This is a genomic window from Nonomuraea sp. NPDC049129, from assembly GCF_040648495.1.
Taxonomy (GTDB): Bacteria; Actinomycetota; Actinomycetes; order Streptosporangiales; family Streptosporangiaceae; genus Nonomuraea.
Genome location: NZ_JBEZDU010000058.1, coordinates 1 through 15,922 on the forward strand (window position 1 = coordinate 1; position 15,922 = coordinate 15,922).

Below are 15,922 nucleotides of genomic sequence, written 5' to 3' on the forward strand. Positions count from 1 at the left end.
CATGCCGGGCCGGTTACCGAGCTCCTCTTCGATGGTCAGAGACTTGTGGTACCAGTCCTCGGCCTCATCCAGCAGCCCCCGCTCCTGCGCGACCACGCCGAGCTCGTGGTAGCTGGTGGCCATGCCGGGCCGGTTACCGAGCTCCTCTTCGATGGTCAGAGACTTGTGGTACCAGTCCTCGGCCTCATCCAGCAGCCCCCGCTCCTGCGCGACCATGCCAAGCTGGTGGTAGCTGGTGGCCATGCCGGGCCGGTTACCGAGCTCCTCTTCGATGGTCAGACACTTGTGGTACCAGTCCTCGGCCTCATCCAGCAGCCCCCGCAGCTGCGCGACCACGCCGAGCCGGTGATAGGCGGCGGCAATGGAGCCGAGGTGCAGGGGGGATTGCTGCTGGAGGGCCGTGAGAAGGTTCAGGTAGGTGTGCTGGGCCTGGTCGAGCCGATGAATCCGGAGGTGCCGGTCGGCTTCGCTGCCGAGGATGAACAGCCAGAGCTGACCGCCGTCTGTGTCGAGGCTGGGCGCGGCTCCGTCGGGCCCTTCGAGAGCCAGGCGAGCCCGGTCGGTCCAACCTTGGGCTTCCTCGCTCAGCCCCCGAAGGACCCAAAACCCATCGAGGGGTCGGATGATGTGCTGGGCGTGGTCCCACAGCTGGTGGTCCAGGGCGTAGCCGAGCATGCTGCCCAGGCTGCGGCGCTGCAGACCGATCACGGTGAACGCCAGTTGTGCGGCCCCGCTGGAAATCTGCTGGCGCAGCCATCGGCTGAGGGCGACGTAGGCGCTCAGGAGTGCTCGGGTCGTGAGGGTGTACTGCTGGTCGAAGCCAGCCGGGAGGTCCAGGCGCCAGCTGCTGGTCAGGTAGGCAGGCAGAGCGGGGTGGATCCGATACATCCCGACACCCAGCGAGGTGAGCAGTCCGACCGCGCTGGCCCCGTCCAGCACGCGTACCCAATCCTCGCGGCTTCGGCCCTGAAACAGCGCTGGGACCTCCGGCTGCTGCGACATGATCGCCAGGACGTCGGCGTCAGCGATGCCGTGGAACAGCGCGAGCGTGGTCAGGGCCTGCCGGTCGTTGGTGGGCAAGTGGGTGAAGGAGTAGGCGACGCAGGCCGACAGGGACGTGCTGCGGTCCCCATCGTCGCGGCCGGGGATCGGGGCGGCGCCCTGCAGCGCGGCCAGCAGCACGCCGGGTTCGGTGGTGTCCAGATGCGGCACGATCAGCCGCATGGCCAGCGGATGGCCATCCAGCCACTGCATCAACTCGGCGAACACCGGTGTCTGGCGGCGCGGCCGGCTGTTCGGGAAAGGCTGCAAGAGCTGATCGGCGTACTCGATCGCCTCGTGCTCGCCGAGGCCGCCGACGTTCATCCGCCGAAGCTCCTTGTCCAGCCAAGTCTCGGGGCCGCGGGTGGTGATCAGGACCGAGCTCTTGCCCGAGCGGGCGAGCTCGGAAAGGAAGCGCCGTAACTCCTCCAACTGGGGGTCGGACAGCGGCGGGGTGGCCGCGGTCGGGTCGGGCATGGAATGCACCGATTCGAAGTTGTCCCAGATCAGCAACAGCCGATACTCGGACAGCAACCGCCGCACGATCCGGGAGCGCTCGCCGGGATCCTGCTGCGCGAAGTCGACGCCGAACACGTGTAGCCCGATGGCGGTGATGACCCCGTCCAGGTCGAAGGAGGCGACTCCGGGGGCGAAGGAGTGCCAGAGCACGAAGTCTGGGCGATCGACGCCGCCGGTGTCGCGCCACCACCGGCCGAACGCCTTGGCCAGCTCGGTTTTGCCCGTCCCGCCGGGCCCGTGCAGGATCACCACGCGCTGCAACCTGGCGGCGGCCTCCAGGGTGTAGAACAGGTCGTCACGGCCCACAAACGTGCTGGCCGGAGCTAGATCATCGTCTGCCTGGGTGCTGTCGCCGGGGCTGGTCCGCAGCCGGTCGAGCATCTCCTCCAGCGACGCCCCCCGGCGATCGGTACGCAGGTTCGAAAAGCTCACGTCGCGGCGCAGATAGTGCACCGGCACCACCCAGTCCGCCAGCGGCAGCGGGCCCTTGGGGCTGGGCCTTTTGTCGTGCAGGGCCAGGCGGGAGCGGCCGGCGGTGACCGCGTCGGCGACCCGGTCCCCGGCGAACAGCCGCTCGTAGAAGGCGGTCATGAACTCCGCCGCGGCCACCGCGTACACGCTGTAGGCCATCGCCACCACCGAGGCCGCCCCACCCTGCACCAGCCGGGTCGCCACCGCCGCCTCCACCTGGCCGCCGACCTGCCCCGACTGGCAGGCGTTCAACACCACCACCGGCACCCGCCCGGCCGACAGCACCTGCGCCACCCGCTCAGCCGACACCAGATCCGGCTCACCGCCGGGCGTCTCGAAGGCCAGCATCCCGCGCGGGAGCGGCCCCTGGAAACGCAGCGGGTCCCACCCCGGGGCCGGGACGTGCCCGCCGCCGAACACGCCGTGCCCGTCGAAGTGCACGACCTGGAACGGCTCGCCCGCCGCGACCGCCTCGTCCAGGACCTGCTGCAACCGGTCCAATGTGGGCGGCCGCAACACGACCAGATCGACGCTGCCGCGTACCGCCTCCAGCCGCTCCAGCAGCGGCCGGGCAATCATCTGATAGCCCACATCACGCTCACCGGCCGGCCGGGAGATCACCATCAACACCCGCAGCCGCGCGCCGCCCGCGGGGAAGGCCTCGCTCAGGTCAGCCGCCGGCAGGCTGCGGGTCAGCGCGACCTGATCCAGCACCAACGGGCGGCCGCGCGCAGGATCACACATCAACTCCCACGGCAGCCCCAGCCGCTGCGCGGCGGCCGACTGCAGAACCACCTCAACCGGATGGCCCCGCGCCCGCACCGTCGCGTACGCCGCCCGCACCGGCGCCGAACCGAACACCGCCTCGAAAACACTCTCCCCCCACCCGGACAGTTTCGCGGCGATATCGCTTCCACGCTCGGAATACACCGCGAACGGGTAACGCAGATAGTCCTCCAAATACCAGCGCAGATCCTCCAACGCCTGCTCATCGAGCGGCCAGGCCACCTCAACAGGCCGCCCCACCGCCCTGGGAAACTGCTCGCCAGCCAGACATATCGCCACCGACACCCGGCCATCAGCATCGATGTCCACCAGTAACCGATCAACCACCAGCCCCGCCCGCCATTCCATAACGAGACACAAGCCCGCGCCCCCGCGAGCACCGCACCGGCATCCTCAGGCTAGACACGCCACCCCCCACCGGCACCCCAGCGACATGGAACTGCAACCAAATGGCCTCCACCGGACACAAAGAATCCGGCCGATATCACGCATAAAGACCTATTGCGAGCGAGCCTACGCAAGGAGCCCAACCACCGAATTCCGATCGACTGCACCGCCGCGCTGGTCCATTCCCGCGACGCTGCGCCCCTCAGCGCGTGTGTGCGGCAAGCAGCTCAACGGCGTCCCGGTCGCCGAGGTCAGCGAGCGCTTTGGCGGCGTCCAGCCGGTAGCCGTCGTACACCTCGGGATCGGCCACGACCCCCTTGAGCAGTTCGATGCCGCGAGGGTCGCCGCGTCCGCCCACCTCGGCTGCCACCTGGACGATCCGGTGCGGGCTCAGCGCGGCGGAGGCGTCAGCGAGGGCGGCCCACAGCTCCGACACGTCCAGACCGGGTACCCGAGCCAGGGCCTTCACCGCCGGGAACCGCAGCGCCGGATCGCCGACCACGTCGGTCAGGGCGGAGACGGCCTGCTCCGGAGCCAGGTCACACAGCTTGAGCAGCGCCTGCAACCGCAGATGGTCCCGCAGGCTGGGGTCGGTGGCGAGCTGGGCGAGCGTCACGGCACCGCGTGGATCTCCCAGGTTGGCCAGAGCGGCCGCGACCGTGACGCGGGACAGGTCGAGCTCCGGATCAGCCGCCAAGCGGGCGAGCGTGTCGGCGAACGCTTGCCGTACAAGGTCGCCTGGATCGCCCAGGCCAGCCAGCATCTCCGCTGCGAAGCCTCTGACGTGCAGGTCGTCATCGTGCAGCGCCCGCTCGGTCAGCGCGGCCACCCCGCGAGGGTCTCCCCTTCCAGCCAGCTTGGCCGCGGCGGAGACGGCGTCGATGTAGGGGAGGTCACCGGCGGCGAGCGCCGCCAGCACATCGGCGGCGCGCGGGTCGCCGATTTCAGCGAGACGGCCGGCGGCGTAGAGCCTGCGGTCGCTGCGGAAGGAGGCGTCGGCGCTCTGCGCCGCTGGAAATCCGGCAGCGATGTCGTTGGGCGCGTTCGCTGTCCGGCTCTCAGATCACGGATGTCCCCGGAGGCAGGGACCGGGCGGCACCACCCTCCCCCAGGGTCGTACGCGCTACCCGGTCTGCCCTCGATTCCGTACGCAACTGCCGGGGCACTGACGCTCCTGATCGTTATCAGCCACCTGATCCTCAACCTCAACCACTTCAACAGGCATAGCGGGTAAGGGCGCCATGTCATGGCGCTGCCCGAGGCGGCCGCGGTGTTCAGCGCCACCTCGCCGAGCAGGAGATGCCAAGGAACGGCGCGCGCAGGCCTTGGTGCGAGTGAGTGCCGCAGGGGCGCCCACGACCCTTCCGTCACGCGAAGCCGCGTCGACGAGGCAGCGCAGGGCGGCGTCCGGCGAAACTTGCGCACCCGCTCGGCCTTACCCGGGCAGGTCGAGGTGAGGCAGGAGCTGTTTTGCGTCCAGAGTGCCGTCGAGACCGGAGATACGCTCGCAGACCTCGCCAAGCGCTGCCGCATCACACCCAACAAGGTGCCGCCGTGCCTCCAGCAGCGTCCGCTCACGCTAGGGGTGGAGAAGAGGACTCGGCCTGCGTCAACGGAGTCGGCTGGCCGGATGCTCGCCGTGCCCCGACACTACGCCGGCCTACCTCAACCGCACAGAGCGGCCCGGCTCGCGCGCGTGCACACCCTCGTAAGAGGCGCCTGGAGCGTATGGCTCGGTCATAGCGCGATGAAGAGTTGGGGTAGCTCGGCGAGTTGGGCGCGGATGTCACGGTGGCGCTGCCGGCGTTCGAGTTCGGCGGCGATGGCGGCGTGGTAGGCGTGGTTGACCTCGATGGGTGTGAGATGCCAGTTGTCTATCTCTTCGTTGAGCGCGTCTCGGGCTTGCTCGGCCTCGGCGGTGGCTTGCTGCTGCTCGATCTTCCGTTGCTCGATCATGTGGGGGCTGTTCGCCCAGGGCTGGGGTTCGGGGTTGTCGGCCTGGTGCTTGCTGTTGACCGCAGCGATGGCCTTATCGGAGACGGTTCCGCGCACGGTGATGCCGTTGTCGATGAGCGTCAGTGTCGGGTTGTAGCTGCGGTAGGTCTCCTTTTTCAAAACCAGGGTTTCGGTGAGGTCGTTGATCCACTCGTGGACGGCGGCGGTAAGGTACCTGTCGGTATCGGGGGACTGGAACTGGGGGTTGGCGTTGACGTAGTGGGTGGGCCAGTCGAAGGTGGGCTTCTCGTGGACGCGGGTGCGGAGGAGTTCGGAGCCGCGCTGCCACACGATGTGCCAGTGGGTGAGTTGGCTGTCGCCGCACCGGTCGGGGTGGTAGTTGACCATGCCCCACGGCTGGCCGTTCAGCGCGTGCGCGGACTCTTCGATGCGCAGCACCTGCTCCAGCGCGGCGGGCCGGAGCCCGGCCTCGGTGCGCAACCGGTTGACCAGGGCGAGCATCTGCCTGGCCTCGTCGATGACCCAGCCGGGCACCATACCGTAGAGGCCAGCCACCCGGTCCCCGCGCTGCGCCCGCAGCGGGGCGGCGGCTTCGAGCACGGCCAGGAAAGCGTCACGGGCAATGGCGGGCTGTCGCAGGGTGGCCTTCCGCTGCGAGGTGGCCATCAGCTCAGCTGCTCCTTTCATCGCGGGGGTGTGGTGCCGCAGCGGTACTCATCACCGTGCTCATTATCGTGCTCGCCGCCGGAGCATGGCCGTGGTCAGCCCGGCGTATGGCGCCGTCTTATCGTGGCAGGCGACCTAGCGTCGGTAGTGGTAGAGCGCGAGCAGCCGGGACAGGCGCGGGCGCAGCCACAGCGAATCTGGTCCGAGTCGATGCCCGAGCAGCCCACGCTCCTGAGGGGGAGGGATCACCTGCGCAACGGTGAGGCTGGCGATGCACGTGATGTGCTGGGCGTACTGCAGGACCAAGCACCCGGCGATGCGATCGACCAAGGCGATAGTGTCGCGCTCTTCGAAGCGGACAGCCAGCAGCACGATCGACAACACGGCGGCAAGGACAATAGCCAGGCTGCGGTCGATCTGGCTGGCCTGCTGGCTGGTCATGGGCAGCGGGTGCTCATCAAGCTCCGTGTCATACGTCGACGCTGTGACCTGTGTATTCTCACGGCGTCTCACACCGTGTCATCCGTGAGCTGTCTCAGGATCCGTGTCATTTCCTCGAAAATCTCGACCGCGGAAGCCCCTCAGCGGCTCTTTGCGTATGAGGAGCACTCGGGCGTGTCGGGTTGAGCCCAACGGCAACCGAGGAGCCCCGGTCACGCCCATGGGACGGCGGGCTCGGCGGCCGGTGGGCAATCCGGCAATTGCGCTGTCCCGACCGGCTTTGGACGAGGGGAAGCGTCAGTCGACGGGGCTTGCCTCACCGCCGTGACGCCGTCGAAGTCGCTCCCTCGCTCCACGGAACGTACTCGTAGGAAACCACTCCTTGGCCATCGTGGGGTGTCGTGCCGATGTCCCAGGGCGGTGGCCTGCGGACACGCACGGAGGCCACCGCCCTGGCGCGGCCGCTCAGCGCCTACGAGCAGGAGCTACGGCAGACCCGAGCCGTTGACCTGGGTGTTTGCATCCAGGTGCAAACATCTGGAGGCTGTCGGCGGCTTACGGCACACTGCCCTCCAAGTGCCCTCGCGCGGACTCGGTGGCTTGGGGCGCCGGGATCGTGCGCTCCAGCGAGGAGGCCGATGTGATCGTACGGTGGCTGTTATCCCTTGCCCTCGCGTTTTCCGGCCTGGCGGGCGCGCCTCCGGCCGCCGCGGCGGCCGCGGTGCGGGCGGCCGTCGCCGACCCGCTGCAGCCGGGCCCCGGCCAGTACTACGAGGCACGGGTCCGCGTGCTGAGCAACGCGTCGATCGCGGGCGGTGCGACGGTGACGGTGAAGATCGCCGGGGTGGGCGGCGTGCCCGCCGGCGGGGTGTCGAGTGTCGCGGTCAACTTCGCGGCCAAGGGCGCGAGCGGGACGGGTGGCCTCATCGTCTACCCCTCGGAGCTGATGACCGCGCCGGGTGTCACCGGCACTCGTTACCGGTCGGGTGTGTGGGAGGACCAGCTTCTGACGGTCAAGGTCGGTACGGATGGTTCGATCAAGGTGAAGAACACCGGTTCGGCGGCGGTGAACGTGTACGCCGAGGTGCGGGGTTACTTCAGCGCCGCGGCCGCCGGCACGGCCGGCTCGGCGTACGTCCCGCTGGACACCGCCCGCATCGTCGCCAACCAGAGCGTCGCCGCCAATTCGACCTCGACCTTCACGGTGACAGGGGTAGGCGGCGTCCCGGCGAGCGGAGCGGCGTACGTGGCCCTGACGTTGATCGTCAAGAGCACCGGATCCGGCAAGACGTTCGCATACCCCTCGCAAGGGACGCTGCCCACCGGGGCGGACATCGAGTACCGGCCGGGCTCCTTCCAGTCCAACCTGGTCATCGTTGCCCCGGGCCCCGATGGCAAGATCGCCGTCAACAACAGCGGCTCAGCCGCGCTGACCGTGTACGCCGACGTATCGGGCTATTTCGTGACGCCCGCCGCAGCGGTCACCCCCTCGACGCAGACACCCGTCGCTCCCGCGAGGATCGCCAACAACATCACGATCGAGGCCAATGGCACCTACACCGTCGCCCCGCTCGGTAAGGCAGGCGTTCCCGCCGCGGGAGTGAGTGCCGTCGGCGTGAACCTTACCGCCAAGGGCACCGCCAACGGCTCGCTCCGCGTCTATCCCTCCGGCCAGGCGAACGTCCCGTCAGGCGGATCGATCGCCTACCAGCCGAACGACTTCTGGTCCGGCCTGGTGCCGGTCAAGCTGGGGACCGGCGGCACGTTCGTGATCCGCAACGCCGGAAGCGCGAGCATCAGCGTTGCCATCGACACCTTCGACTACTACAAGGCGCCCGCCGTGCCGTCGCCGCCCACCGGGGTCACCGCGACGGCCGGTGAAGGGTCGGCCGGCGTGAAATGGCGCAGGCCGGCGGACGGCGGCGCGCCGATCACCGGGTACACGGTGACCGCCAGCCCCGGCGGCAAGACCGCGCGCGTGCCCGCCGGCACGCTGGAGGCGACGGTCACCGGTCTCACCGACGGCAGCGAGTACACCTTCACCGTGACGGCGGCCAACGCGGTCGGCACCTCCGGACGGTCCGCGCCGTCCGATCCGGTCACCCCGGGCGGGCCGCGCAAGCCCGGCAGGCCGTTCATCACCTCGGTGTACGGCCGCGACGGCGAGGTACGCGTCGAGTGGTCGCCGCCGGACACCGGCACGGACGGCCTTTCCGGCTACGTCGTCACGACCTCGCCCAGCGGGGCCATCGTGAACGCGCCCGGCACGGCGACACAGGCCACCGTCGGCGGCCTGACGAACGGCACCGATTACACCTTCACCGTGAGCGCCGTCAACACCGCCGGCACGGGGCCAGAATCGGCGCCGTCCGACCCGGTGCGCCCGCAGCCGGCTGACGTCCCGATGCCGCCGCCCGGGCTGCTGGTCACCCCGCTCGACCAGCGGGTGGACGTGCAGTGGGTGCCCGCCGTCGACGGCGGCTCGGCGATCACCGGGTACACCGTGACGGTGCAGCCCGGCGGCCGCTCCATCGACATCGCGCCCGACACCACCCTGACGTCGGTGACAGGCCTGGCCAACGGCACCGCGTACACCGTGTCGGTGGTGGCCAGGAACGCGGCCGGAGCGAGCGCCCCCTCCACCGCCAAGCCCGCCACGCCCGCGGCGAGCGTGCCGCCGGGCCCACCCGACCATCTGCGCGCCTCGCTGCCCGCCTCGGGCAGCGTGCAGCTCATCTGGGAGCCGCCGGCCGTCACCGGCACCAGCCCGGTCACCGGATACACGGTGACGGCCAGCCCCGGTGGCAAGACCGCCACGGTCACCGCGACCACGGCCACACTGTCCGGACTGGACCCGGCCAGCGCCTACACCTTCACCGTCCGCGCCACCAACGCCTCCGGCACAGGCGCGGCCAGTGCCCCCACCGAGGCGATCACACCGAAGCTGACCGTCAAGAGCGCGCCGGTGGTGCTCTCACCGGCGGCGCTCGCCACCCTGCGCGCCGTGCACCCCGCTCAGGGCCTTGAGTTCGAGAACCCGCCGCAAGAGGTCACCGCCCTCACCCCGAGCACCCTGGTCGTCATCGGGCAGAGCACGCTCACCCCTGAAGGGTTCCTCGGCAAGGTGACCGGGACCGCCCGGCAGAACGGTCTGTTCATCGTCTACACCGTGTCCGCGACGCTCGCCGAAGCCTTCGCCGACGCCGACTTCTCCGTCGACGGCCAGGTGGACAGCGGCGACCAGGTGCAATTCGTGCCGTCCGTGCCCGGAGCGCGCATGGTGCAGGCGATCCGCAAGGGCGACTCCCGCGTCACCGCAGGCTCGCCACAGCCCGTCGTCCGCGACGGTGCCCTCATCATCGAGTACGAGCACGCTTTCAAGGAGAAGGGCCGCCTGGTCGCCAAGGTCGAGGCCCAGGCCAGCCTCAAGCAGAACACCACGATGGGCGCCAGCACCGACTCCGCCAAGGGCAGCGACATCACCAACACCACAAGTGTCAGCGCCGAGGTGCGCGTCAAGCAGAACGTCACCCAGGAGTTCGAGAAGCGGGTGCACGTCGGGCATGTCCGTGGGCCCTGCTTCCACTTCAACCTCGGCAGGCTCCCGGTCGTGGTCTGTGTGCGCTTCTCCGTCGCACTGAACATCGAAGGCGGCGCCTCGGCCGGAGTCACCTTCTCGGTGCACTACGACAAGGAGTTCGGCACCCACTGCCACACCGCCAAGAGCGGCTCGAACTGCACGCCGATCGAGAAGGGGCAGGGCTTCTACCTGGACACCGGGTTCGGCGCCTACGGCGACGGCAGCATCGCCGCCATCCTCTCCACCGACGTCCAGCTCCTGCTGTACGGCTACGTCGGCCCGGCCCTGGTGATCGAGGCGCCCGGGGTGCAGTTCAAGGCCGACACCACGCAGTCCCCCTGGTGGGAGCTCCGAGCCCTCACTCGCCTGGGCGTCGCCATCGACCTCGGCGCCATCGGTAAGGACTACTCGCTCTGGCGCAAGGACAACATCATCAACGCCTCCTACACTTTCGCCCAGGCCGCCGGCCCGTTCCAGGGCATCAAGGTCTCACCGCCGATCGGCACCGTCGGCCCCGGGCAGAACTACCAGTTCAAGGTCATCGTCTCCGGGTATCCCGACGACATCGAGACCCAGTGGAGTATGGTGAGCGGCCCCGGGACCGTGACCCCGAGCGGGCTCTACATGTCGCCGCAGGAAGGGGTCGCCGAGGTCGCCGTGGTCAGCCCGGCCACCGGCGGGCATCCCCAGCTGGAGGGCCGCGGCGGGATGATCGTCGGCAATCAGTACGGCACCCCCGGCCCACCCAAGCTCGACGCCTACACCAAGCCCACCCTGCGCGGCGCCTCGGTGAGCTGGACGCCACCGGCCGATCAGGGGTCCAGCCCCATCAGCGGCTACATCGTGACCGCCACCGCCGGCGACGGCAGCGGCATCAAAACGGTGTACGCCTACGGCGGCGACGCCACGCACCAGCTCATCCAGGGGCTCAAGCCCGGCGTGACCTACGTCGTGTCGGTGATCGCGCAGAACAACTACGGCACGGGCGAGCCGTCCGGGACCATCCTCCTGAAGCCGCTGGACGTCGTCTTCCCCGGCCCGCCGACCACGCTCGGCGCGGACCTCGCCAGCAGCACCGAGTATCCGGGACGGCCCGACTCCACAGGCGACGCCGGCGGCATGGGCGGCGGCTCCATCTCGGGAGACGGAAAGTACATCGTCTTCGAGACCCAGGGACGCAGCAACCTCATGCCGCAGGACTCGCCGTACTACCACCCGGCGAGCAGGTACCCCTATGTGGTCAGGAAGCAGGTCACCGGTGGAGCCGGGTTCGTGGTGGCCTCCATCGAGCCGGACGGCAATCCCAGCTACAACATGTACACCGAGCCGCTGATCAGCAGGGACGGCAACGTGGTGGCCTACACCGGCTCCAGTTACGCCAAGCCCGACGTCTTCAGGGGCGTGGTCCGCGACATCGCAGCCGGGACCTCATGGACAACCGAGGACAGCAGCGAGATCTACGGTGCCAGCGACAACGGGCAGGTGGTCATCTACTGGAAGTCAGCGTCCGGCCAGGCCGCCAACCTCTACCGCCAGGTCAAGGGCGCCGCGGCGCAGAAGCTGACCAACTGCACCGGGATGAGCGGCCCGCAGTGCGCTCTGACGCCGCCGGGCAGAGGGATGCTGTCCGGCGACGGCAACCGGGTGGTGTGGTCCACGATGGACTCCGCCGGAAAGCAGCACAGCTGGCTCTACAACGCGCCCAGCGGCACCACCACCGAGATCTTCCCCGGCGCCGACGTCGCCCGCCCGCTCATCTCGGGCGACGGGCAGGTCGTCGCCTTGTCTTACACCTCGCCCGACCATGTCACGTCATGTTTCGTGATCAAAGCACTCAGCAACCCGCCCCCGACCGCCGCCGACTGCCGGGTCAGCGACACCAACGCCGGGTACGCCGACCCGACCTTCCTCAGCAAGGACGGCCGGGCCCTCGCCTACCGCTGGATCGCCTACACCAGCGGCGCCCCCAACCAGATAAGCCTTCGGGTGTACTACGACAACGCCACCACCCACATCGCGGGCGGCTCACCGAACACCTGGCCGAGCATGGCGTTCATCACCGACGACAACCAGCAGCTCGTCTACACCTTGTGGCGCGATGTGGATGAAGTGAATACGTCGTTCACCGCGGCCACGGTGCCAGGGCTCTGGTACGACCTCACCACGGACGGCACGTCCCTCCCCCTGAGCCTCGGCCCCTCCCGGGCTCCGGCCGGCCGGGTGCCGCCCCGCGAGCTCAAGCCCTTCCTTCCACATCCACTCAAGGCCTATCAGCCCTCCGGCCCAGCCCGTTGATCAAGTCGCGGGGATGGTGCGCCGTCGCCGTCCCCGCGACGCCTCAGCCGCTCTCCACCCAGACCGATGCCCTCACGGAGCGGTGCCGCCCATGGTCGTCACACAGCCCCTGATCAACCTCGGCGATCTCAGCTCGCCTGCTTCACTAGGGCGGAAATTCCCGCCTCGTCGTCGGCCGGCAACGTCGTCAGCGGGAAGACGGTCGGCCACATGGTGCCGTCGTCGACTCGCTGCCCCCGACGCCTGCCCAGGCCCCTGAAGGCCCTGAGGGGCGTCGATCGGCACGGAAGCCACCTCGTACAGGGCCAGCCCAGCCCAGCGGCGACCTCGTGGTCATCATCCTGGGACGCACAGCGTTCCTCTTAAGAGCCCTCCGCACCCGAACGTGTCCCCAGCCGCCAGGTAGCCCCGTGACTACGCGGGCTCACCGTACCCGGCGACGTATGCCGCGTAATTCTTCGCGACGATGTCAGGCTGAGCCTCAGTCCGGGGTCTAGCCAGCGTCACGGGTTCGAACGGGCCCGCTCGTTGAGCCTCCCGGGTATCGTCGTGATCTGCGGCTCCACCCGCTTCATATCCGAGATGAACGAGGCCGATCTGCGGGAGACCAAAGCCGGAAAGATTGTCGTCAAACCGGGCTGTGACATGAAGTCGCCGCACGAACTTTGGTCCGATCCTGTCGAGGCCGAGGCGCTGAAGGTTCGACTCGGCGAGCTGCACCGGGCGAAGATCCGGCTCGCTGATGAGGTGCTCGTAGTCGGCGACTACATCGGAGACAGCACCCGAGCCGAAATCGCCTACGCCCGGTCGCTGGGCAAGCCCGTGTGGTTCACGGACCCCGAAGTCGACCCTGACGCCTGACCGGCTCGCGGTGGCTTCGGCCGCCGCCTACCCCACACCCTCTGCAGGCATCCCTTGGAATTGATCATCTCGCCGACTTGCCGTACGTGACAGAAGAGATCATTTGGCGCTGACCTGCAGAAAGAGTCCACCAACCCTAGATAAGCACGGCATGGTCTTCACCATGGATCGCAACATGTCGGGGTCGCCAGTATCGATTTGCTGCGCCAGCCACCGGGCAGGCGTCACACTGTTGTCCGCGGTCATCGCCGTTCTCCTTCTTGGAATCGTTGCTACGAAGGATCACGCGATGGCCGTTCTCATTTCACGGTGCCACACCTGCTGACCAGGTCAAACTCGTACACCACTCCCGCGGACGCAACCAGCATCCACGCCGTTGGGAGCTACCTAGCCAAGTCTTCGGGCCAGCGAAGGTCCGCGGCGCGCTACGCCGTCGAGACCTCGCGCCCGGTCCCCGCAACATGCTGTGAGAGCCGGTCAACATGCCTTACGTGCCAGACAAGATCATCGCGCTCTGACCTGCGAGAAGCGGTCAACAACCCAAGATAACGATGGGGTTCACAGCGGCGACCGGCTGCGGCCAGGCCCGTGTAGGATCCGCGTTTTGCTGTCGAAATCCGCGCCTCCGTGTCAGGTAGTTGTCGGATTCGACATGCCGAGGCGGACTGGCAGGGGCCGAATGTCGGCGCTCTCACCTCAGCGTCCCGACCAGATCGCATGACGAGAGGATTCGACACGCCCGCGCGGATGGTCAGGTCCGACAGATCACGCGGATTCGCCACTAAGAGGTCCTAACAGAAAGATCAGCGGACGAGGCGTCGCCAGCAAATGATGGCGGCGGCAAGCTTCATAAACGCTTCGTGGATGTCGTCGCGAACCTCCCAGCGGATGCGCAGGCGGCGGAACCAGTGCAGGAGCGCGATCGTCTTCTCAACCACCCACCGGTGAATGCCCAGGCCGGAGCCGTGTGGGATGCCACGCCGGGCAATGATGGGCTTGATGCCGGTGCGCCAGACCAGGCGGCGGTACTTGTCATGGTCATAGCCTCGGTCGGCGTACAGGCAGTCCGGCCGTTTACGCGGTCGGCCGACTCGTCCGCGTACCGGCGGGATGGCCTTGATCAGAGGCATGAGCTGGGTGACGTCGTTGCGGTGGCCGCCGGTCAGGGAGACGGCGAGGGGGATGCCTCCTCCTTCGGTGATGACGTGGTGTTTCGAGCCCGGCTTGGCGCGGTCGACCGGGCTCGGACCGGTTTTGGGCCGCCCTTGAGCGCCCGGACGTGCGAGCTGTCGATCACCGCCTTGGACCAGTCGAGCTGTCCAGCGGCGTGCAACTCGGCGAGCAGGAGCTGGTGCAGCCGGTCCCAGACACCGGCCTCGTGCCAGTCGCGTAGCCGCCGCCAGCAGGTCATCCCTGAGCCGAAACCCAGCTCCTGCGGCAGGAACTCCCACGGGATCGCGGTGTAGAGCACGAACAAGATGCCCTGCAACGCCAGCCGGTCATCCAGCCGCTTACGCCCGGGATGGCGCCGGCGCCGCTCCACCTTCGGCAGCAGCGGCTCTATCCGTTCCCACAGACTGTCCTGCACGATCCACGGCAGTTGCTCGCCCTTCTTCACACGAAGATCAACGACCACCAGCGCCATGAGACACGGCTCTAGAACATTTTGTTAGGACCTCTAAGCGCAGGTCCAGACGCTGCCATCCGACACCGAGTTGCGGATCCTACAGCCCGGAGGAACCGAAACCGAGTACGACCCGGACCACGACCTTGACCAGCCGGCGCCTGGCCAAGGTGGCCGAATTGAAGGCTCTGGACCGGCAGCAGGCAGTCTTACAGGCTCCCCGGATCGCCGTGTATTCCCTCCCAAGGAAGGCGTTCATCTACCACGCTGGGTTGAGGTGCGTGGTGATGTATACCGTGCGATGGAGGCAGAAATCCACCCTGGGGTTGATGCTGCTATCGGCTCGTCTCCTTTACCTTTCCAGCAACGCATGGTTTGCCTGCCTGTCGAGGGGCTGCCGAACCATCTCGTCACCACGATGGAGAATCCAACAAAGGAGATGCACCATGCGCACAACTCGCACGAGGACACCGCCGTTGCGGCAGTTATGGCCGAAGCACTGGTGGCGGGGTTAACCGCCAGTCCATCAATCGCGCACGCACGGTCGCTGCAGGCGTTGTCGCCCTGGCGATCGATGGTGGTCCAGTTGCCGAGCCCGGCGCTGGGGTCGGCGGGCTGCTGGATGCTCCACAGCCTGCCGGAGAAGCAATGGACCTCGATCAGCCGGTTGTGCGGGCCGGCGAGCAGGACCCGCCGTACCTTACGTGCCTGACAAGATCATATGGCTCTGACCCGCGAGAAGAACCCAAAGACCCAAGATAGCGATGGGGCCGGGAGGCGCGGCCTACAACAAGGTCATCGACCTGGCCGGCAACACCGCCGAGACCGCCTCCCTGACCCGCCGCCGCGACCAGCTGCGCTACTGCCTCCTCTCCAGGCCGCCGCTGACGTAGGAGATCGTCCGTGGCGGCCGGTCCGGCCGCTGGACTCAACGAATACTCAACCGGGGCGCAACAGCGCGCCGTTACGGTCGCGGGCAGTTCGACCGGCGGCCACGCTCGCGCCGGAACACGAGGCCCCGACCGCCGCCGCTCCACCCGTCAACGGAAGGACAGCGACATCCATGACTATTCGCCCTCTCAACCGCTTATTAGGCGTTCTCGGCATCGCCGCGTTGGTACCCGCGCTCTTCGGCGCACCGGCCGGCGCGACACCCGCCGACCCCACGCCGTCCCCCACGCCCGAGCCATCGATAACGCAGTGACCCCTTTTCATCCCCAGGCGGCTTGGGCAACGCGGTGATTTTGCAGGACGGCGATGGCCTTGCAGAGGTGGCCGGCCTTGCTCGGGCTGCA

Annotated in this window: 10 protein-coding genes; 4 read left to right on the top strand and 6 right to left on the bottom strand. The window is 68.2% G+C overall.

The features are described from left to right. The 4 genes from AB0B64_RS60410 to AB0B64_RS60425 form a co-directional block, all read right to left on the bottom strand. Window positions 1-3,126 (bottom strand): tetratricopeptide repeat protein (locus AB0B64_RS60410; protein WP_358207410.1); only part of this gene is annotated, 3,126 nt, incomplete at its 3' end. Between the two features lie 280 nt (window positions 3,127-3,406). Beyond that, window positions 3,407-4,123 (bottom strand): hypothetical protein, encoded by a 717-nt coding sequence (locus AB0B64_RS60415; protein WP_358207417.1) that lies wholly within the window; start codon window positions 4,121-4,123, stop codon window positions 3,407-3,409. An 818-nt stretch (window positions 4,124-4,941) separates the two neighbouring features. Next, a complete protein-coding gene (locus AB0B64_RS60420; RefSeq protein ID WP_358207425.1) occupies window positions 4,942-5,847 on the bottom strand; it encodes a hypothetical protein in 906 nt (301 codons plus the stop codon). Window positions 5,848-5,961: 114 nt separating this feature from the next. Further along, the gene (locus tag AB0B64_RS60425) at window positions 5,962-6,267 is read right to left on the bottom strand and encodes a hypothetical protein (RefSeq protein WP_358207432.1); all 306 of its coding nucleotides are present in this window, start codon (window positions 6,265-6,267) and stop codon (window positions 5,962-5,964) included. A 640-nt stretch (window positions 6,268-6,907) separates the two neighbouring features. Between AB0B64_RS60425 and AB0B64_RS60430 the strand changes: the two genes are divergently transcribed. Continuing rightward, window positions 6,908-12,142, top strand: a complete 5,235-nt coding sequence (locus tag AB0B64_RS60430) for a fibronectin type III domain-containing protein (protein ID WP_358207437.1) — start codon at window positions 6,908-6,910, stop codon at window positions 12,140-12,142. Window positions 12,143-12,691: 549 nt separating this feature from the next. After that, the gene (locus AB0B64_RS60435) at window positions 12,692-13,003 is read left to right on the top strand and encodes a hypothetical protein (protein WP_358207442.1); all 312 of its coding nucleotides are present in this window, start codon (window positions 12,692-12,694) and stop codon (window positions 13,001-13,003) included. A gap of 99 nt (window positions 13,004-13,102) precedes the next feature. On the opposite strand, the gene AB0B64_RS60440 is transcribed toward AB0B64_RS60435, so the two are convergent. Continuing rightward, window positions 13,103-13,249: a hypothetical protein gene (locus AB0B64_RS60440; RefSeq protein WP_357954412.1), complete on the bottom strand. Its 147-nt coding sequence runs from the start codon at window positions 13,247-13,249 to the stop codon at window positions 13,103-13,105. A 557-nt stretch (window positions 13,250-13,806) separates the two neighbouring features. Beyond that, window positions 13,807-14,648, bottom strand: a protein-coding gene (locus AB0B64_RS60445; RefSeq protein ID WP_358207450.1) for an IS5 family transposase whose coding sequence is annotated in 2 segments (ribosomal slippage) — window positions 13,807-14,258 and window positions 14,258-14,648 — 843 coding nt in all. Because the reading frame shifts where the segments join, the coding sequence is not laid out codon by codon here. A 280-nt stretch (window positions 14,649-14,928) separates the two neighbouring features. Between AB0B64_RS60445 and AB0B64_RS60450 the strand changes: the two genes are divergently transcribed. Both AB0B64_RS60450 and AB0B64_RS60455 read left to right on the top strand, forming a co-directional pair. Continuing rightward, complete coding sequence (locus AB0B64_RS60450; RefSeq protein WP_357954414.1) at window positions 14,929-15,339, top strand: hypothetical protein; 411 nt, start codon at window positions 14,929-14,931, stop codon at window positions 15,337-15,339. A 52-nt stretch (window positions 15,340-15,391) separates the two neighbouring features. Continuing rightward, complete coding sequence (locus AB0B64_RS60455) at window positions 15,392-15,520, top strand: hypothetical protein (protein ID WP_357954415.1); 129 nt, start codon at window positions 15,392-15,394, stop codon at window positions 15,518-15,520. The last annotated feature ends 402 nt before the right edge of the window (window positions 15,521-15,922 follow it).